This is a genomic window from Spongiibacter sp. IMCC21906 (genome assembly GCF_001010805.1).
In the GTDB taxonomy this organism is placed as follows: Bacteria; Pseudomonadota; Gammaproteobacteria; order Pseudomonadales; family Spongiibacteraceae; genus Spongiibacter.
Genome location: NZ_CP011477.1, coordinates 1,689,446 through 1,708,301 on the forward strand (window position 1 = coordinate 1,689,446; position 18,856 = coordinate 1,708,301).

The 18,856-nt window shown below is 49.3% G+C and carries 19 protein-coding genes; 9 read left to right on the top strand and 10 right to left on the bottom strand.

Annotation, left to right across the window (positions count from 1 at the left end):
* The first annotated feature begins 41 nt into the window (after positions 1-41).
* Positions 42-1,286, top strand: a complete 1,245-nt coding sequence (locus IMCC21906_RS07715; protein ID WP_047011687.1) for a TIGR03862 family flavoprotein — start codon at positions 42-44, stop codon at positions 1,284-1,286.
* Here the strand turns inward: IMCC21906_RS07715 and IMCC21906_RS07720 are convergent.
* The 3 genes from IMCC21906_RS07720 to IMCC21906_RS07730 form a co-directional block, all read right to left on the bottom strand.
* Positions 1,283-2,062 carry a hypothetical protein gene (locus IMCC21906_RS07720; RefSeq protein WP_047011688.1) on the bottom strand — a complete coding sequence of 260 codons (780 nt, stop codon included), beginning with the start codon at positions 2,060-2,062 and terminating at the stop codon, positions 1,283-1,285. The genes IMCC21906_RS07715 and IMCC21906_RS07720 overlap by 4 nt on opposite strands.
* A 119-nt stretch (positions 2,063-2,181) precedes the next feature.
* The gene (gene recQ / locus IMCC21906_RS07725; protein ID WP_082117404.1) at positions 2,182-4,347 is read right to left on the bottom strand and encodes a DNA helicase RecQ; all 2,166 of its coding nucleotides are present in this window, start codon (positions 4,345-4,347) and stop codon (positions 2,182-2,184) included.
* A complete protein-coding gene (locus IMCC21906_RS07730) occupies positions 4,347-4,880 on the bottom strand; it encodes a DUF2058 domain-containing protein (protein ID WP_047011689.1) in 534 nt (177 codons plus the stop codon). Before IMCC21906_RS07730 ends, recQ begins: the two co-directional genes overlap by 1 nt.
* A 178-nt stretch (positions 4,881-5,058) precedes the next feature.
* Between IMCC21906_RS07730 and IMCC21906_RS07735 the strand changes: the two genes are divergently transcribed.
* From IMCC21906_RS07735 to IMCC21906_RS07745, 3 genes are all read left to right on the top strand, one after another.
* Positions 5,059-5,598: a hypothetical protein gene (locus tag IMCC21906_RS07735; protein ID WP_047011690.1), complete on the top strand. Its 540-nt coding sequence runs from the start codon at positions 5,059-5,061 to the stop codon at positions 5,596-5,598.
* 85 nt (positions 5,599-5,683) lie between these two features.
* Positions 5,684-6,706 (top strand): IS110 family transposase, encoded by a 1,023-nt coding sequence (locus tag IMCC21906_RS07740; protein WP_231580288.1) that lies wholly within the window; start codon positions 5,684-5,686, stop codon positions 6,704-6,706.
* A 330-nt stretch (positions 6,707-7,036) separates the two neighbouring features.
* On the top strand, positions 7,037-7,657 hold the full coding sequence (locus IMCC21906_RS07745; RefSeq protein WP_047011692.1) for a hypothetical protein: 621 nt from the start codon (positions 7,037-7,039) through the stop codon (positions 7,655-7,657).
* An 83-nt stretch (positions 7,658-7,740) separates the two neighbouring features.
* On the opposite strand, the gene IMCC21906_RS07750 is transcribed toward IMCC21906_RS07745, so the two are convergent.
* Positions 7,741-8,025: a hypothetical protein gene (locus IMCC21906_RS07750; protein WP_047011693.1), complete on the bottom strand. Its 285-nt coding sequence runs from the start codon at positions 8,023-8,025 to the stop codon at positions 7,741-7,743.
* Between the two features lie 340 nt (positions 8,026-8,365).
* Here IMCC21906_RS07750 and IMCC21906_RS07755 point away from each other — a divergent pair, with 340 nt between their 5' ends.
* A complete protein-coding gene (locus IMCC21906_RS07755; RefSeq protein WP_047013243.1) occupies positions 8,366-8,800 on the top strand; it encodes a TIGR02281 family clan AA aspartic protease in 435 nt (144 codons plus the stop codon).
* Positions 8,801-8,902: 102 nt separating this feature from the next.
* Here the strand turns inward: IMCC21906_RS07755 and IMCC21906_RS07760 are convergent, their stop codons facing one another.
* Together IMCC21906_RS07760 and IMCC21906_RS16310 are read right to left on the bottom strand one after the other, a co-directional pair.
* On the bottom strand, positions 8,903-9,940 hold the full coding sequence (locus IMCC21906_RS07760) for a medium chain dehydrogenase/reductase family protein (RefSeq protein WP_047011694.1): 1,038 nt from the start codon (positions 9,938-9,940) through the stop codon (positions 8,903-8,905).
* Between the two features lie 76 nt (positions 9,941-10,016).
* Positions 10,017-11,012 (bottom strand): AP2 domain-containing protein, encoded by a 996-nt coding sequence (locus IMCC21906_RS16310; protein WP_082117405.1) that lies wholly within the window; start codon positions 11,010-11,012, stop codon positions 10,017-10,019.
* Positions 11,013-11,622: 610 nt separating this feature from the next.
* On the opposite strand from IMCC21906_RS16310, the gene fur reads away from it, so the two are divergent.
* Together fur and IMCC21906_RS07775 are read left to right on the top strand one after the other, a co-directional pair.
* Positions 11,623-12,033, top strand: coding sequence for a ferric iron uptake transcriptional regulator (gene fur / locus IMCC21906_RS07770; RefSeq protein ID WP_047011695.1), 411 nt, complete (start codon positions 11,623-11,625; stop codon positions 12,031-12,033).
* A gap of 285 nt (positions 12,034-12,318) precedes the next feature.
* Entirely contained in the window at positions 12,319-12,741 is a 423-nt protein-coding gene (locus IMCC21906_RS07775) for a CBS domain-containing protein (RefSeq protein ID WP_047011696.1), read from the top strand.
* Between the two features lie 65 nt (positions 12,742-12,806).
* Here IMCC21906_RS07775 and IMCC21906_RS07780 read toward each other — a convergent pair whose 3' ends face one another.
* Positions 12,807-13,412 carry a superoxide dismutase family protein gene (locus IMCC21906_RS07780; RefSeq protein ID WP_082117406.1) on the bottom strand — a complete coding sequence of 202 codons (606 nt, stop codon included), beginning with the start codon at positions 13,410-13,412 and terminating at the stop codon, positions 12,807-12,809.
* Positions 13,413-13,605: 193 nt separating this feature from the next.
* Here IMCC21906_RS07780 and IMCC21906_RS07785 point away from each other — a divergent pair, with 193 nt between their 5' ends.
* On the top strand, positions 13,606-14,172 hold the full coding sequence (locus tag IMCC21906_RS07785) for a type 1 glutamine amidotransferase domain-containing protein (protein ID WP_047011697.1): 567 nt from the start codon (positions 13,606-13,608) through the stop codon (positions 14,170-14,172).
* A gap of 157 nt (positions 14,173-14,329) precedes the next feature.
* Here the strand turns inward: IMCC21906_RS07785 and IMCC21906_RS07790 are convergent, their stop codons facing one another.
* Positions 14,330-16,006 (bottom strand): alkaline phosphatase, encoded by a 1,677-nt coding sequence (locus tag IMCC21906_RS07790; RefSeq protein ID WP_047011698.1) that lies wholly within the window; start codon positions 16,004-16,006, stop codon positions 14,330-14,332.
* Positions 16,007-16,104: 98 nt separating this feature from the next.
* Positions 16,105-16,467: a multidrug efflux SMR transporter gene (locus IMCC21906_RS07795; protein WP_369795832.1), complete on the bottom strand. Its 363-nt coding sequence runs from the start codon at positions 16,465-16,467 to the stop codon at positions 16,105-16,107.
* 362 nt (positions 16,468-16,829) lie between these two features.
* Here IMCC21906_RS07795 and IMCC21906_RS07800 point away from each other — a divergent pair, with 362 nt between their 5' ends.
* Positions 16,830-17,765 carry a TonB-dependent receptor gene (locus tag IMCC21906_RS07800; protein ID WP_052763435.1) on the top strand — a complete coding sequence of 312 codons (936 nt, stop codon included), beginning with the start codon at positions 16,830-16,832 and terminating at the stop codon, positions 17,763-17,765.
* A 100-nt stretch (positions 17,766-17,865) separates the two neighbouring features.
* Here the strand turns inward: IMCC21906_RS07800 and IMCC21906_RS07805 are convergent, their stop codons facing one another.
* Entirely contained in the window at positions 17,866-18,813 is a 948-nt protein-coding gene (locus IMCC21906_RS07805; protein ID WP_047011319.1) for an IS5 family transposase, read from the bottom strand.
* Positions 18,814-18,856 lie beyond the last annotated feature (43 nt).

An 18,856-nucleotide genomic window follows, 5' to 3' on the forward strand; every position in this document is an offset into this window, starting at 1 on the left:
AATTAAAACAGGGTGAATAAAGATTAAAGAGCTAGTCTGCAGTGGCGAATAAATCAGCCGTAGTCATTGGCGGGGGCCCCGCTGGCTTAATGGCGGCAGAGCAATTGCTAGCGGCTGGGGTGTCAGTGGATGTGTATGACGCTATGCCTTCGATGGGCCGTAAGTTTTTGCGGGCGGGCATCGGCGGCTTAAATATTACCCATAGCGAAGCCGATACCGCATTTCGGCGGCGTTATGCTAGCGCCCAATCGTATACCAATAAATGGCTTGATGCCTTTGGCACCGAGGCTTTGCTTAGCTGGTGTCGCGGGCTGGGTGTCGAAACCTTTGTCGGCAGTTCCGGACGCGTGTTTCCCCTTGAGAAAAAAGCGGCGCCATTACTGCGACGTTGGCTGCAACGCCTGCGAATTCAGGGTGTTCGATTGCATACACGGCATCGTTTTAACGGTTGGGATTCAAGTGGACAGCTCTTGCTAGACAGTCCCAATGGCCAAATTCAACGTCAAGCCGATGTAGTGATCTTTGCCTGCGGCGGAGGGAGCTGGGCCAAGCTGGGTTCGGATGGTCGTTGGTTGGCGCTATTAAAAGCGCAAGGTGTCGCATGCACAGATTTTCTCCCCAGCAATTGTGGCTTTGATTTTAATTGGTCAAACGCACTGAGTGAGCAATTTGGCGAGCCATTAAAGAATATTGCGCTGGGGTTAACCACCGCGACGGGAGAGCCTTGGTATCGCAAGGGTGATGCCTTGATCGCAAGCTATGGTATAGAAGGTAGCTTGGTTTACGCGGCCTCTAGTCATATTCGTGATGTCATAAGTACGCAGGGTCAGTGCACGGTGTATTGGGATTTGTTCCCAGAACGCAGTGTAGACGCGCTGCGATCTGCTATTGGCAAGCGCAAGCCAAAAGATTCTCTGAGTAATGTTCTGCGTAAGCAGTGTCGACTCAGTGGTAGCAAATTGGCTTTATTAAAAGCGCTGACCAGCAAACAGCAAATGACCGATCTGGAATCGCTTGCGGAATTACTTAAGGCGTTGCCGCAATCTTTGGGCAGTGCTCGTCCATTGGATGAAGCCATAAGCACCGCTGGCGGAGTGACCTTGTCGCAGCTGAATGAACAACTAATGTTAAAAAATATGCCCGGTGTTTTTTGTGTGGGTGAAATGCTTGACTGGGATGCGCCAACGGGTGGGTATTTACTCACAGCCTGTTTTGCCAGTGGTTTTGTGGCTGGACGTGGAGCGGCATCTTATCTTTTGGGTGACGCTGTTACCTTGCGCTCTTAGCCCCGGACGCCGCTACCACCATCAGGCGTTTTGATTTTGTCCGCAGGATCAACAGCATGGCGGTCCATTATTTGTCGCAGCTCCGAGCGGGCTTTATCCAGCAATGTGGGGTTGGCTGGTTGCAGAGGTTCGCAGGCAAGTTTGGCAAAATCATCTTTGTACAGGAGTTGGTGGTTTAAAACGCCGCGGCTACCTGCTGAGGATATCCAACGATAATAACCTTTGCCTTTGGCAACATACTGCAGGCTTAAACTACGGGTTTCGCCGTTGGCGCAGGGGAAAAAGTATTCTACCTTAGAGGCCACTGAAGCTAAGCCTTGGGCGGTGGTTGTTTCTTCATCAAGTAGCTCAGCTGCCCCGCCTTCTGCTATGCATATCACTTGGCTAGCCCCGATTTTTCTCAAGTTCATTTTGGCGGGAAGCTCAACCTCCAGCGAAAATTCGGCAGTTTGTATATCGCCATTCTGACAGCGAACTTGATAAGACATATTGTCAATTTGAACCCGGTTGTTGCTTGGATTCGCCACCCATAATTCAACAGTGCTCAGACCATCCAGTTGCGCTAGTTTTGCTTGAATTTGCAAGGACTCCGGTGCTTCATTTTTTAATGGTCCGGGATTTAATGGAACAGGGCCTCGTTGGCAATGTTGGTAGGTAGATTGGCAGGTGGCGGGGTTGCCGGTTTTTTGCACGCAGGCGATAAAATTATCTTTGCAATTATCGGCAATACTCAAGGTACTAAACAGAAATAAGCATAGAGCGGCAGCAATTTTCATGCGTTGATCCGAGCACAATATAAAGAGTAATAGGGTTCAGACGTTTTAGGATGGTCTTTATTTTTCCTATTTTAATGGTCATCTTGAGATAGCCGTAGGCATATGTCAAACACGCGTGTTTAGACGTGCATGGCGGCTTTAACACACTCCAATATACCGTAGTCGTATTCGCCGTCGAGAAAATCAAACACCGGTTTTAAACGGCCATCTTCGCTGTGCTCAAAGGCAAATTGAATTTCCTGAAGTGCCTTGTCGTCCAGGACGACCGCATCAGCCAGCTCTAACTCGCCGCTGCGAATGGCGCCCGCTAAATGGCGATAAACAGTGCTAATGGTTATGTCGCGCTTATGGGCTATTTCCAGCGGGCTCAAACCTTGGCACAGCAGCTCAATAGAATGGCTGGCGGTATCTGAAGACGAATTGGCAAGCTCGCCACCGTGTTCTTGTATTACCTCCAGAAAGGCTTCGCCATAGGCGTCGAGTTTGCGCTCGCCTACCCCGGATACCCGGCTGAGTTGTTCTAGGGTCTGGGGCTGTCTTTCCAGCATGTCCATTAACGTAGCATCGTGGAAGATGACGTAGGCTGGCACACCTTGTTCTTCGGCCAAGGCTTTACGTTTGTTGCGTAGGGCTTCCCAAAGCGCGGGGTTGCTACTGGCAAGCATCGGTGTGGTATTGCGCTGGCGGGTTTTACTCGCTTTGAGCATTTTGCGTAGCACCAGCGTTTGCTCGCCTTTGAGAATAGGTCTGGCGGCTTCCGTTAGTTGGACGCTGCCGTGACTCTCAATATCTACACTCAGCAACCCCCGGGAAATAAGCTGGCGATAGAGGGTGCGCCACTCGCTGTTGTTGAGTTCGTTGCCAATGCCATAGGTACTTAGGGTGTTGTGACCAAATTGCTTGATACGGTCGTCTTCTTTGCCTAGCAATACGTCGACTAAATAATTCACCCCGAAACGCTGACCGGTACGGTAGACACAAGAGAGTGCTTTCTGGGCAGCAATGGTGGCATCCCAGGTTTGCGGCGGCGTGAGACAGTTATCGCAGTTGCCACAAGCGTGATCCATCGGATCGTCAAAATAACTGAGCAGTGCCTGGCGGCGGCAATCGTGCAGTTCGCACAGGCCTAGCATGGCGTCGAGTTTGTGACGCTCTATGCGTTTGTAGGCTTCGTTGGCGTCGGAGTTTTGCTGCATTTGTTTGAGGGTGATGACGTCTTGCAGGCCGTATAGCATCCACGCATCGGCGGGAAGACCGTCGCGCCCGGCCCGGCCGGTTTCTTGGTAATAAGCCTCGATACTTTTGGGTAAGTTTAAGTGGGCGACAAAACGCACGTCGGGCTTGTCGATTCCCATGCCGAAGGCAATGGTGGCAACAATAATGACGCTATCATCCCGCAGAAACCGAGATTGGTTTTGTTGGCGTTGCTCTTGGCTTAGGCCCGCGTGATAGGGCAGGGCTGTCAGGCCTTTACTGCTGAGCCAGGCTGCGGTGTCGTCTACCCGTTTACGAGACAGGCAATAGACGATACCGGCATCGTGCTCATGCTCGTTGCGGATAAACCGCAGCAATTGATCTCGGGCATTACCCTGGTTTTCGGCGATTCGATAGCGGATGTTGGGGCGGTCAAAACCGTTGTTGAAAACGACGGCTGATTCCAGTGCCAATCGTTGAATAATCTCTTGTCGAGTGCGGGCATCAGCGGTGGCGGTGAGGGCAATTCTCGGGATGCCGGGGTAGCGTTGATGAAGAATGGAAAGCTGAATATATTCTGGTCGAAAGTCGTGTCCCCATTGGGACACACAATGGGCTTCGTCAATAGCAAACAGGGCCAGTTGGCTATTGTCCAACAGCTCCAGCATCCGGGGCATCATCAGGCGTTCTGGGGCGACGTAAAGCAGATCAAGATCGCCATTTCGCAAACGATGCTCGACCTCAAAGGCTTCACTGCCACTGAGGCTGGAGTTTAAACAGGCGGCGCGCACGCCATATTGCCGTAGGGCATCGACCTGATCTTGCATCAGCGCGATCAAGGGCGACACCACAATGGCGGTGCCGCTGCGCAGCAGGGCGGGAATCTGGAAACAAAGGGACTTGCCGCCGCCGGTGGGCATCAGTACCAGCGCATCACCGCCACCGGCAACCTGCTGGACAATGTCACTTTGAGGGCCACGAAAAGCTTCGTAGCCGTAAGTGTGTTGGAGTATCTCCAGTGCCTGCTCTTGCAGTTGCTGGCGGTGGGGAGCCGGGCTTTGCTTGGGGATTGTGTTGGCTTCGATATGCATTACCACATCAAATCATCGGGGATTTGATAATCGGCGTAAGGATCATCTTCGGCGATTTCAGTCTCGCTCTGGTCATTGAGGACCAGAATTGCGGCTTCATCCCGTTGGCGAATTTTTTCGGCGATTTGTACGGGTACCAGCTCGTATTGATCTTTCAGCCTGGCCACAGCCAGTTGTCCTTTAACCAGTTGGCGGTGCTGGAGCTCGCTGACATAGATTTTTTTGATTTTCTTGGCGTCACTGAAGTTATAGGGGGTGTCGCCCGGACCTTTGGCAACCCGGTTGAGTTCGATCAACTGAATAATTTGCGCCTGAATGGCTTTCTTTTCGGCCTCTACGTTGCGCAGGCGATTCATTTCTCGATCTCGCTCGGCCTTTTCTGCCAAGGCCCGCTGCGCGGCTAATTTACCCTCGTCGACGGTCTGGCCTTTGCCCTGTTGCTTGGTTTCCTTGCGCTTCTCTTGTTTAATTTTTTTGGCTTTTTTCTTATCGACGATGCCGGCTTGCAGAAGCTGTTCTTGTAATGAAGGCATAGAGGGTTCCGGTGCTGGGCTGGTGGTCAGCGGGTAAGTTTACGGGATCGGCGCCGTCTCTTGAAGTGTTGTCGTAAGCTGTTTGAATGTGGGCGCTTTAGGGCACTATTGTAGAAATTGGGGCTCTGAACTACGTAACTGCAGTAGCTGCTATATTTAGGGAGAATTTGCTTTTTTTATGCTCATTTGTGGTGATTTACGCACATTTTCAGAAATCGTACGCAGTCTGGGTGGCGCTTTGCTGGGGCTCGCTGCTGTCGCGCTTGTTGGTTGTGCTACCGCGACGAATACACAGGAGGCTTCTGTTGATAGCCCTCGTCATCCGCCCCTGTCGGTTACTTTTTCGCTGAGTGATCCCCAGTTGCTAAGAGATTGCCTTGGTTATAGCGAACGCCATGCGGTCAATCACTGCACGTTAAACATGCTGGATTTAAGCTATTATTGGAAAAGCCTGAACGACAGTCATCAGTTTCAAAAAGTACTCTATAACAGCGATAACTCTGATTACCAGCTGGCAATCACAACGGCTTATTATTCTGAAGAAGGGGTGCGGGATATTGCGATGTCGTATTTGTCAGGCCTGACATTCACGCTTTATCCGCTGACTACTCACCATGAAGTTGAAGCAACGCTAAGCTTGATGTGGCGGGATAAAGTGCTTAAGCGTTATCACTACCGCCTGCCATTTGATCGCAAAGTACGTCTTTATTATCGATAGGATGGTCTCCTCCTCGCTCCAATCTGCATAGCGATGTGCGAATATTGGAGACTTACTTTGTCTAACCGAGTAGGGAGAAGCCATCATGAAACTTAAAACACTCGCAATAGATTTGGCAAAAAATACGTTCTACCTTGTGGGCTTTGATCTGGACAATCAGCCCGTGTGGCGCAAGAAGCAAAGCCGCCGACAGCTAGAAATCTTTATTGCCAAACAAGAACCCCACCTTATTGTCATGGAAGCCTGCGCCAGCGCGCATCATTGGGCCCGCCGATTCAGCCAGCTTGGTCATCAGGTCAAACTATTACCGCCTCAGCATGTTAAAGCTTATCTTCGCGGGCAGAAGAATGACTATAACGATGCCCAAGCCATCGGCGAAGCATCTCTTCATGGCGTCACACGAAGCGTGCCAGTCAAAACGGTTGAGCAACAAGACAAGCAGGCCTTTCACCGTATCCGTCGTCAGCTCATGGGTGAACAGACGCGAATCATCAATCAGTTGCGGGGGTTATTGGGCGAGTACGGCATCATCATTGATACCGGTATTCACCAAGCAAACAAAGCGATCCCCCTTATCCTTGAGGATGCTGAGAATGGTCTGACGCCAAAGTTACGTGAGTTAGTATACCGGCAGTACCAGCGCTATCTCGTACTCAGAGAGGAGCTGGCATGGTATGAGCAACAGCTTGAGCAGGTGGCGAAAACCGATCCCGATGTTAAGCGCTTACAAGATGTGCCGGGATTCGGCCCCGTGAACGCTAATGTCCTGTGTAGTTGGCTAGGCGACGGCACTCAATTCAGTCGTGCTAGAGACGCCTCCGCAGCGCTGGGGGTCGTCCCGAGGCAGCATACGACCGGTGGGCATGACCGTTTATATGGCATTACGAAGCGGGGTGATAGTTATGTTCGCAGCATGGTCGTACATGGCGCTCGAGCAGTGGTCAGCCGTGCCAAAGGAAAAACAGATGCTCTGAGCCACTGGATAAATCAACTGGTAGCAAGGAGAGGCTTCAACAAAGCCGCTATTGCGTTGACCAATAAAATGATTCGCATTGCTTGGGTGTTAGTTACCCGAGGCGAGCGCTATAAACCCGCTCTGAGTATGTAAGCAGACAAAACAGAAAAGAAAAATCAGTAAGGGGTAAGTACTTCCCCCCAAGGTTGCGTAGGTAAAAGCAGAGATAGCAGCACAGGTGAGACCGGCATACTGTAAACCTGAATCCCCCGTTGACCCGATTCCTGAATCGATTAGGTCGTATTAACGTATAGGGCAGTGTGCGCGGATATTTATCGAGGCCAGAAGCTCAGCTTCAATAATAGGCCGGATATACGACAGCAAACCTGGTTCTGTTACCCGCTATTACCTTGCAAAAGAGGAGGAGACCATATACCGGGGGATGACAGCCGAGAGTTTGTCGATGAGCTGCTTGCCCGTTTTATGAATGACGCCGAGGCCGATGGTGCATTTTCTGAAGAATTTTTATACAGCGTGCTGAATGCGAGTGACTACTCTCAGGTTCTTGGAGAGGTGGCTCAGCTGGACAAATTACAGTTGAAAAAACAAAAGTTATCGCCCAATCCTTATCGGGGGCTGCATTTACAATACGAGTTGCCAAAGCAGCCAGAAGGGCAGTTTGAGGTGTATGTGTACCCAGTAGCGAGAACCGACTGGTCAGACCTCAATAGCACCTTATTAGAAGAAGAGTTACGAATCCGCCACTCCCAGGCCGATGTGGTTGTGGGCGATCTACTTGGCAGCATCGATTATGCAGATTCTATTTTCGTGTTATTTGAAAGCGAACTGAATTTGCCGATGAGAGGATTGTTGTTTCGAGGCGAGATTCTTACCAGCTTTGGTCAACGCCTCGTAAGAGATACCTATCTGTTTTTAAAGGAAGATAAATTTATTCAAGCCAGGGTGACTTGCCCTAATATTGAGTGTCTTGAGCAGAGTCGCTCGTTTGCTCGCAATGTAGCAAGACGCTTTGAGGCGCCGCCAGAGTCGGAGTTTATGGCAGATTTACGGCAGCGACACCGCCGAATATCATTGCGACGTTAGCCGTCAATGGTTTGGAGCTGAGGATAAGGTGGGGGGGGGGGTACAGAGCGCCATGGTGGCGCTCTGTTAAATCGGCGTTCTTATTAATTGCTACGGTCACGGCGGTTAGGACGGTAGCCTTGCTGTTGGGCTTGCTGGTTCACTTCTTCAAATGCCGCAATTTCAGTGTCTGCAACCAGTCCTTGGCTGAGGTAGGGGCGGTATTTGTCCAAGCGTCGTTGACCTTCTGCCTGGCTGAGTTCTACTGCGGGTCCAGCAACGTGCTCTTTTTCGTAGGACAGTTCAGTTAAAAATGGCGGTCTTGCTTGGGTACTGGCAGCGAAGACAGCTGTTGCGGCGAAAAGTCCAAAACGACTGATCAATCTCATAAACATTCTCCTTAAAGAGGGACAACAGGGTTTAAGACAAATATTAATAGCGCTAGTTTAGGGTGGTTTCTTTAAGTTTTCGCCCAATCTGCTGATAGCTTTTATTGATCAATACTGGCCTTGATATTGCAACTACCCATGTAAGTAATCATGGCGAAACCCGCAACTGACGCGGGTAGGGGTAGAGACAATGCATCAATACCAAGGGTCGAAAAGTCGAGATAGCCGCGCATTCTGCACAAAAATAATCCTTTCTTTGTTTTTTGTGCACTTTTTTTGTGCATCTTTGGTCAGTGCAGCTGACCTTGTGTCAGACCCGCAAGCCGTTTCCAGAAATGCTATGCAACACGCCCAGGTTGCTGAAATTGACTTGCTAGAAAAGAACACAGATGTTTTTTATCTTCGTGCTCGTTTGGGCGATGCTGATGAAAGCGAGTTTCTATTGGACACCGGTTCAGGTTATCTCGCGATCAGTGAGGATGAGCTGGCCAAGTTAAAGCAAAGTGATATGGCCCGGTATGAGCGCGGAATTAATGCCCGCTTAGCCAATGGTCAGGTTAAACGGGTATCGATCTATATTGTTGACAGTTTGGATTTAGGCGGTGGCTGTGTACTGCACAATGTTGAGGCGGCGGTGTTGCCAGGGGCAACCCGTAATATTATTGGTATGAATGTACTGAAAATGGTGGGTAACTTTAGTATTTCGTTTAACCCGTCCAAGCTGACGCTTAGCGACTGCAGTGCTAACACTGCCGAGGCCGTAGCAAGCCTTTAACCGTTTGAGTTAACAAATATTAAAACGAAATGAGGGCGATGTATTGCACCAATGCCCTTGTCACTGACGATTTGGCATGATGAACCTGCCCCTCGTTCCCTATTAGATCAGCACTAACTTTCCTGTGCTGGCTCCAGATGCCAGTTGCTGTTGCGCACGCGCCGCTTCTTCAAGTGAAATACGCTCACCGATCAACGGATCAATTTTGTTTTCTGCCAGCAAGCTTAATAGTGTCTCTAGATCTTCTCGATAAAACGCCGGGCGTTCAGTGCGCCAGGTATCGACGTTATAACCCACGACACCTTTGCTGGCACTAAGCAATTTCAAGGGCGATGCAGACAGGTTGTGAAGAAGGCTTTTGAGTACACTCAGCATATTGAGGCGACCATTTTTGGTTATGCCTAACATGCCATAACAGACCACCGTGCCGCTGGGTTTTAGCATGCTTAGCGCACGGCTGGTTTCTTTGCCGCCAATAGCATCAAAAACAGCATTAAGGCCTTTGCCTTGAGTGAAGGTGTCCACGGCTTGTTCAATGTCTTCGTTGCGGTAGTCGAGGGGGTGGCCGCCACGCTCTGTCACTATGGCGTGCTTTGACTTGGAGGCGTAGCCAATCGCGTTAACACCATGCATCGCGGCTAGCTCAAGTAGAGCTGTACCGACTCCGCCTGCGGCAGCGTGAATCAATATCGTGTCCCCAGCTTGTACCTTTGCAACTCTGTGCAGCATTTGCCAGGCGGTTAGGTAATTCAGTATCAGTGCAACGGCTTTTGTGGCATCAAGCGATTCCGGCACCACAACGCATTGATCTGCGGGTAGCAGGCGGTGTCGAGCGTAGCTGCCATAGACTGTGAGGGCTGCGACCCGAGTACCGGGTGTGAAATGTTCTGGTACGCCTGCACCCACGGCTTCGATTTTTCCTACAACATCGTAGCCGGGAGTTCTTGGCCAGCCAATATCTTTTGGCAGCGGATAAATACCTTCTCTAAGCATAATGTCGGCAAATGCAACGCCGGCTGCTTCCATCTTGATTTGAATTTCACCCGGGCCGGGTTTGGGAATTGGTGGGTGCAATGTTTTGAAAACCCGCGTATCGCCACGCTTTATAGCAATAATCTTGGTGGATAATTTGTCGCGCATGGTCTTCAGGTCCTAGAGAAATGACTTGGAAATAGTATTTCTGGCCTTATTTTCCGTCTGCAAGGCGGATAGGCCGCTATTTTTTAGCGCCCTTCTTGCGAGCCGCTTTTTTCTTGGCCGGGGCTTTTTTAGCTGCCGCCTTTTTAGGCGCTGCTTTTTTTACCGCCACTTTCTTTGCGGCTGCTTTCTTGGGCGCGGCCGGCTTCTTCGGCGTAGCTTTTGCCACGGCGGGCTTTTTAGTAGCTGCTTTCTTGGGTGCTACCCTCTTTTTAGGCGCTGTTTTCTTGGGGGCGGCCTGCTTCTTTGGAACAGCCTTTGCCACGGCGGGTTTCTTAGCAGCCACTTTTTTGGCGGCGACTTTTGTTTGGGTCGTGGATTTGCGAGGGGCTGCCGCTTTTGCGGGTGCCTTAGTCGCTGAGGTTTTAATAGGCTTTTTCGGATTAGCCTTGCTTGCTACGGCTTTTTTAGCTGTGGTCTTGACGGCCGCTTTTTTTACCAGCGATTTAGCTGCTGGGGCTTTTTTCACTTTGGCTTTCTTCTTGGTCGAAGCCGTTACCGCTTCCGCTTTAGATGCCGCGCGCTCCGCTTCTTCGATTTCGCCGCGCTTAGATGCCCAGAAAACACCTTTAATTCGGCTTATGCCATCTTTTCGAGCCTGAATCGCCAGTTGTTTAGCTTTCTTCTCGCCAAAGGTGTTGTAAGAAAAGCTGGCTTTGGCGCTACCGTTTTCGCCTACCGGCCAATGGGCTTCCCAATAGCGGGTTTCTCTTACACTGCCGTCTTTTAACTTATAGCGTTTGCCGTAGGTGTATACGCCAGGTATGCCCGAGGTATTGTTGCGGCGAACAGTGGCGCAAAACTGTTTGCGAGTTGTGGGTGGAAATTTGGCAATGATCTCGTCTCGAAATTGCTTGGCAGCCTGTTGGGCCTTGCGCTTGCCGCCAAATTTCTTGTCTGGAAAATTGCGGACGAGGAGTTTGCCCTGTCTACGAATACTGACTCGCCATGCATGCGTGCGATACAAATCGTCATCAATGCGAGATATTCCATACATTGCTTTGTTCTTGGTCATAGAATTTAAATCTAATCCGGTTGCAAAGGCAGCTGGTTCGCAATGAGGTGGGAGAGGTTTTCGAGAGGGAAATCCGTTTTCAGCTCATTCGCAATCCAAGGTCAATGGGTTTCGCGCCATTGATCTCTGCGGGAGATATGTGATTGTTGGGTATTCTAACAAGGGGCTTATCATGAACTTTAACTCAATAGAGTCAGCAAGATAGTCTATGGCGACCCATTGTCGTAACTGCAGGAATAATAATGTTTTTACCACTGATTAGCAATAATTTCAAAAAGTAAAAAGCTGGGCGGCAGTGGGTTTTAGCGGAATCACATCGTTTTTGTGAAGATTATTTCAACCGCGTTATTAAAAATGCTGGGTGTCACTTTGTGTGTATTTTGTATATTAAGGTTGCTTGGCGCCCACTCTGTTGGCCAAGATAAGATATACCATAGGTGGCGTTAATCTTGGCGTGGCAGCATAAATGTAGTCGGAGATAACATTTATGCTGCGCTTATTACTTCATTATTAAATTTTGGTGGGGCTCATTGGTTTGGGCTTGATACTTCCACTTGCCAGTTGTTACAGGCATGATTGCGGGTAGTTGTTAGTGAGGAGCAAGTTAAATATGTCATCTGAAACACAAGACATCAGAGGGGCGGGCTTAAAAGTCACTTTGCCTCGAGTAAAGATTCTACAATTGCTAGAGTCTGCAGCAGAAGAGGGTGCACATTTAAGCGCTGAAGATGTCTATAAACGGCTCATTCAAACCGGAGAAGATATCGGTTTGGCAACGGTATATCGTGTGCTGACTCAGTTTGAATCAGCGGGGTTGGTGATGCGGCATAATTTCGAGGGCGGGCACTCGGTGTTTGAGTTGGCCAGTGGTGAACATCATGATCATATGGTTTCTGTCGAGACCAATGAAGTGATCGAATTTACCGATCCGCTTATCGAGAAGCGTCAGCATAAAATTGCTGAAGAACACGGCTATGAATTAGTCGACCACTCTTTAGTTTTGTATGTGCGTAAGCTGTAAAGCAAACACCTCTGTGCTGGTATCGTTGCCAGTCAAGCGCCTGTAAATATACCAATCTCTACCGATATGTAATGTGCGAAGAGAGATTCTCTCTTCGCACATTTTTTATTACATACGTGCCTTGCAATGCAATGCAAGGCTCTAGCGTAAAAATTAGTACTGTTTCCTTGTTCTGTAAAAAGCTGAAATAAATTCGCTGCAATATTGCAACTTTGGCTTTTTCGGTTTGTCCGGATAGTAATGGCTCATGTAGTCATGTCCTTTACTGATTACGGGAGAAACAGCATGAAAGTACAAGAAGTGATGACCGCAAAACCAGAATACCTTCAAGCCGATGCCACTATTCGTGAAGCCGCTATACGAATGATGGAACACGATAGAGGTTTTGAACCCATTGGCGACGACAATAAACTCGTCGGGGTGATCACCGATCGAGATTTGGCATTGCGAGGCATGGCTGATGGCAAAACGCCAGACGATGCGGTGAGCTCGGTGATGAGTGGAACGCTACTTTATTGTTTTCAAGATCAGGATATTAACGATGTGCTGGAAAATATGAAGCAGCAAGCTGTGCAGCGTTTGGTTGTGCTAAACAACGAGAAGGATAAAGAGTTTGTTGGGATTGTTGCCATTAGCGATATTGCTGATCATTGTAAAGACCCGGCGCTAGCCCAGCGTATTGTGGATTGCTGTCGCGTTTATCATTAAACCGGTAGCTTGGAGTCGAGGCGATCTTGCTTCGGCTCCAAGCTTAAACGATACGGCCATTGACTCTATTCTACTGACCGAATAACACCACAGGCAACACGACCACCGGCATCCCCCGACGGCTGAGATACCAGATCATCAGCATTAGCGTGAACCACCACGGCTCTATTCAGAATATTGTTCTCTCCTGAAAAAGCGAGTCGTTCGTTGTTTATTTCTATATCAACATCGCCTTTGTTATTGGCAGTGATATTGCCGAGATCACCGACATGCTGAGAGGCTTGCCGGGGGCCGCTATGGTCGACTTCTTGTGGGTTAAAGTGACCGCCGGCTGCCTTACCTTGGTTGTCACAGTTAGGATCGGTATGAATATGAAATCCGTGTTCTCCGGGGGTAAGGCCGCTGATGTTGATGCTGACCTTCATTTCTGAGCGACCCTCGCTGGGCATAAAAGTGACTAAACCGTCGATTGTATTATCTTTAGTGCCTTTCAGTTTGGCCTGAGCTTTTTCGACAAGTGAGAATTTTTCTTTACCAGTGCTGCCGGCCTCCGCTTTTTGGTTATCTGCAAGTCCTTCAGGGACTCTCGGATTCGGGCGCTCGCATGCAGTTATTCCTAAGCATAAAATTGCACTGGCCGAGGTAAGCAATATAGTTTTTGCCATTGGCATTGTTTTGCCTCCGTTATCTATATGATGAACAAAATTGCTTCTACACCAGCTCCGACAAATAGAATGTACATTAATTCAGCCTCTTCTATTGATGGTTATATTTTCAATATTTTCTGTAAATTACTAAATGTTTTTTCCGAAAGCTTGTCGTAGCTAGACAGGCATTGATAACACATTTAGAAGGAGAAAATGTATGAGTAATGTCCATAAATTAGCCGACAAAAAAGTCGCTATTCTCGCGACAGATGGTTTCGAGCAGAGCGAGCTTTTAGAGCCTTTATCTGCACTTCAAGAAGCAGGCGCGTCGGTGGACGTGGTTTCACTTAAGGCAGGAAAAATTCGCGGTTGGCAAAAAGATGATTGGGGTGACGAAGTTGATGTTGATAAAACCCTGAGTGAAGTAGCGGCTGATGATTACAATGCCTTGGTCTTACCGGGTGGCTTGTTTAATCCTGATATTTTACGCACTGAGCCCAATGCCGTGAAGTTTGTGAAAGGTTTTTTTGGTCAAGCAGAAATTAAACCGGTTGCCGCAATTTGTCATGGTCCCTGGATGCTGGCCGAGGCAGGGGTGTTAGAAGGGCGAACCGTAACTTCCTACCCGAGCATTCAGACTGATGTGAAAAACGCCGGTGCCACCTGGGTAGATAAAGAGGTGGTGGTGGATCATGGGTTGGTCACTAGCCGAAATCCGAATGATCTTCCCGCGTTCAATAGCAAATTAATAGAAGAGATTGCCGAGGGACGCCACGCCGCTTAAATTGGCTCCGCAGGCGTTGTAGTAGACCCTGTAGTAGAGACCTTGTATAAGCGCAGACCAAGCTGCCTCGTGCATTTTCGGCTTGGTCGCGCGCTTTAAATTATGAGGCACATGCCTTTATTCAGCCAGCTGTGGCCAGCGTGTATTCAATCTACATTTACTGGGTGGGTGGTGCTGGGAGCTTCGCTTTCGTTGTGAGTGCTGCTGCGTAATTCATAATATGAAATATGCGGTTTTGCTCGTGGCTACCACTAACTAGTTCTGCACCGGGACCGGAGGCAAAAATGGCGACGTCTTCGCCGCCGTGGGTTTCTGAGGAGAGTGGTACCAACGACGATTGTATAAAGTTTGGGTCTTCAGTATCTATGCTCTTTAGATCTGGTCGGGACTCGGTGTTTGTGTGGTCTTGTTCATCCAAAAGAGCCATATGTGCACCGGGACCATTGCTGTAAGCCAAAGTGGTGTAGGGCTTACCGTCGTTTGCCAGCGTGGGCTTGTTTGAGCCAATGCTAACGACTTTGCCTAAAATGGGGTTGCCTCGTTTAGGGTAGCCCGCCATGGTAAATACATGGCTATGATCTGCTGTCACAATAATCAAGGTGTCATCGCTACTACTTAAACGCGCTGCAGTTTCTACAGCGTCTGACAGCGCGACAGTATCACTGAGTGCTCTATAGGCATTGCCAGCATGGTGAGCGTGATCAATACGACCTGCTTCCACCACCAAGAAATACCCCTTGTTGTTCTGGCTGAGTAGGGTGATCGCCTTTTCTGTCATTTCTGCCAAAGAGGGCTCGGTACTATCACCTTGCTTTCTGTCCGCCTCAAATTGCATATGAGATGGGTTGAACAGCCCTAGTAATTGCTGTTTTTCCTTAAGGTCAGCGGCCAAAAGCTCACTGCGAGTGCTGATGTATTGACCCGTTGGCGACTGTTGCTGCCATTGTTTAATTAGGTTGTTGCCATCGCTGCGTACGCCTGTTGTGGCCGTTGCGGTTTTGCCAGTGGGTAGGGTAGAGGCATTGGAGGCAGTTGCTGGCTCGTTATCGTTTTTAAGCGTTGGCTGGGCCGGAAGAAAGTTACGACGCCCACCGCCCAGTATCACCTCAATACCATTGGTTTTTTGGCCTGGAAATCGCTGGCTAAAGTGTTCTTTAAAGCGAATCAGTTGCAGGGCAATATCTTCACAGCCTGCGTCTTGTTCTGCTTTGGGTATATCGCTGTCGCTTTCCCAATTGCGCTCAATGGATTTGGCATAATTTGCCGCTGGTGTGGCATGGGTAATACGTGCGGTGCTGATGATGCCAGTGCTTTTGCCTGCCAGCTCAGCAAGTTCTAGTGCAGAGGGGAGCGCTGTGCCTTTTTGGGTGGCGCAGTGGCCGCGCTCAACACTTTCATTCACGGCCAGTACTCCCGCGTCAGTTTTGGCACCAGTAATAATAGCTGTCATGGTACCGGCAGAGTCAGGAACCTGCGCGTCGACATTATAGGTTTTGATTAGGCCGCTGTAGGGAAAACGCTCAAAACTCAGGCTGTTTTCCTCGCCACTTTTTCCTTGTTGCTGGCCCTGAAAAATGCGCGCTGCGGTAAGGGTCGAGATGCCCATGCCATCGCCAATAAAGAGGATAATATTCTTTGCTTCACCCCTTTTATGATTGCTATTGGCTCGCGTCATCATTGAGTTGTTGACGCTGTGGTGTCCGGCACGATACCAGGTGTTTGTCAGGGCATTTTGAACAATAGCGGCGGGGGCTGCTGTGTTGCTGGCTGGTTCAGCTGCTTTTTCACAGGCACTAAAAAATAGGCAAAGTGCTAGAAGGGCTGGGGTTCTCATTTTAACTCCGGAGTGTATAAATGGCTGCGCAGAGATAGTATCTAAGCCAAATGACAGTTTAAGGACGTTATTTTTGCCAGACAGTTGTGGCAAGCACTTTATGCGGTTAATTTGAGGCCCGCCGCGCCAATAATAATTAAACCAATACAAGCCAGTCGAACAGGGCTGATGGCTTCACCAAACCAGATGACTCCGCAGACAGTGACCCCTACGGCCCCTAATCCGGTCCAAATGGCATAAGCCGTTCCCATGGGGATTCCTCTGAGTGCAAAGCTCAGTAAGCTAATTATCGCAAAGGCTAATAAAAATACGGTGATCCCAGAAAAGATCCCCGGCTGTTTGCTGAACCACTTCATTGACATGGCCCAGGCAATCTCAAATAAAACAGCAAGAAGTAATAATAGCCAATAGCCCATGTTAATGCTCGGTAGTTTAGGTTTGTGACGCAAAGATAAGCCCATAAGTGCTTAGCAGCTCAGCAGTATAAGCAATGCAATGCTAATAATCGAAATTGATTTTATGGGGTTTAGTGTGCTCAAAATTCGTGGTTTTAGGGTTTATATCAGAGTGTATTCGCCTATATTGCAAAACAGATTATCTCATTAGGTGTTTTTACGTATGTCTATACCGCTTTCTAAGGATCAGAATCACAAATTCTGAATATTGAGATTTCTATCAATAATAATTGTTCTCATGGAATGAGGTCGATATTGGGAATGTATTAAAAATAGGGTCTTCTATCATTACGCGGTCAGTTGCTTGAGCGTTTTCTGTGATTTAGTGGGTTTGATTTTTGAAAGTAGTACGTATTAGAGGTTTATATATGAAAAAAATAATGGTTACTGGTGCCATCGCTTCCTTAATACCATCGTTGTTAAATGCTGGCGCTCTAGAAGAAGTTGTCGTTACGGCTCAAAAACGTTCCCAGTCTATTAATGATGTTGGCTTGTCGGTATCTGCAGCGACGGGTGAGCAAATTACCGATGCGGGTATTAGTGACACGGGTGATTTGATCAAAGTTTCTCCTGGCCTGGTGTTTACTGCCAGCCAAAACGGTACGCCTTTATTCTCTCTGCGCGGTGTTGGTTTTAACGACTATACCTTGGGTGCCAGTCCTGCGGTGAGCGTGTATGTGGATGAAGTTCCGCTGGCCTACGGTGCTTTTACCAAAGGGGCGACGCTGGACCTGGAGCGGGTTGAAGTGCTTAAAGGTCCACAAGGCTTATTGTTTGGTCAAAACTCGACCGGTGGGGCAATTAACTATATTGCGGCAAAGCCGACAGAAGAATTTGAAGCCGGTGGTCGCATTAGTTATGGCCGCTTTAATAAGATGGAAGTTGATGGGCATGTTAGCGGCCCTCTGTCAGAGACGGTTTCTGGCCGCGTGGCATTGGCGACGACCCAGGCTGATGAATGGCAAGAAAGCATTTCTTCCAGCCGAGAACTGGGCGCTGAGGATTTGTTTAAAGGCCGTGCTCAGTTGTTAATTGATGTGAGTGATCGCACCACGGTATTGGCTGGGGTCAATGGCTGGACAGACAAGTCAGACACTCAAGCAGCGCAGTTACAGGATTTAAAACTGCAATATTCGTCACCCAGTGAGCCACTGGTGTCTGATACGGCGGCAATGCAGTCCCGTATTGATGCTTTTTTCGATCAGCCCAATGCTGACAATGATGCCCGTAGCGCTGAGTGGGATGAAGGCCGTGATTTATCCCGAGATGATAGGGAAGGTCTGCACAACCTCCCTCGTTCATAAAAATACCGCTAAAAATACGCGTTAGTTTCTTGGGCCGCGGTGATTCTCAGCTTTTCCCGGCCTGTAACCAGCCATTTGGCTGATTACAGGCGCACCTTCCCTACGAAGGCAGATATTTCTCCGCTCTCAGCAGGTTGGTAAACGCCGAGAGGACATACAGGCGATTGGTGTTTTTCGCCAGTCCACGGTAGCGAACCTTCCCATAACCAAACTGCTGTTTGATCGTCCGGAACGGATGCTCGACTTTCGCACGCACGCTGGCCTTTATTCCCTCCAGCATTTCCTGTAGCTGGTCAGCCAGCTTGCGCCGGGTGCCGGGGCGTAGCGCGATACGCCAATCGACATCCCGATCTTTAAACTCATCTCGCTTATGGATGCCGGTATAACCCGCATCACCCCAGACCCGCTGCTCTTCTCCGTGAAGAAGCTGATCTGCCGCAGTGAGATCATGCACATTCGCGGCTGTGGTCTCGATGCTGTGAATCAAGCCGTCCCGGTCATCCACGCCAATATGCATCTTCATGCCAAAGTGCCATTCATTGCCTTTCTTTGTCTGGTGCATCTCCGGATCCCGCTCCCCGTCCTGATTCTTGGTTGAGCTGGGCGCGGCGATAATCGTGGCATCAACAATGGTGCCTTCACGCATCATCAGACCCTGCTGGCGCAGCTGGGCGCTCACGGTATCGAAGATCACTTTGCCCAATTTGTAGCGTTCTAAAAAATGACGGAAGCGGAGAATGGTGCTTTCATCCGGTAGCCGATCAGACAAACGGAGCCCGGCAAAGCGGCGCATCGACTCGATCTCGTACAGGGCATCCTCCATCGCCGGATCACTGAGGTTGTAGAACAGCTGCAGGCAGTGAACCCGAAGCATTATCGCCAGCGGGTACGGCGGATTCCCGTTCTCACCCTTGGGATAGTGCTTGCGGAGCTTCTTCTCCAGCTTGGCCCAGGGAATCAAGCCATCCATTTTCTCGAGGAACAGCTCCCGCCGCGTCTTGCGCTTCTTGTTTTGGTATTCGGCTTCGGCGAAAGTCAGTTGGCTCATGCTATATTCCGGTTGAAATGGGTCATCACGAAATTATCTCAAA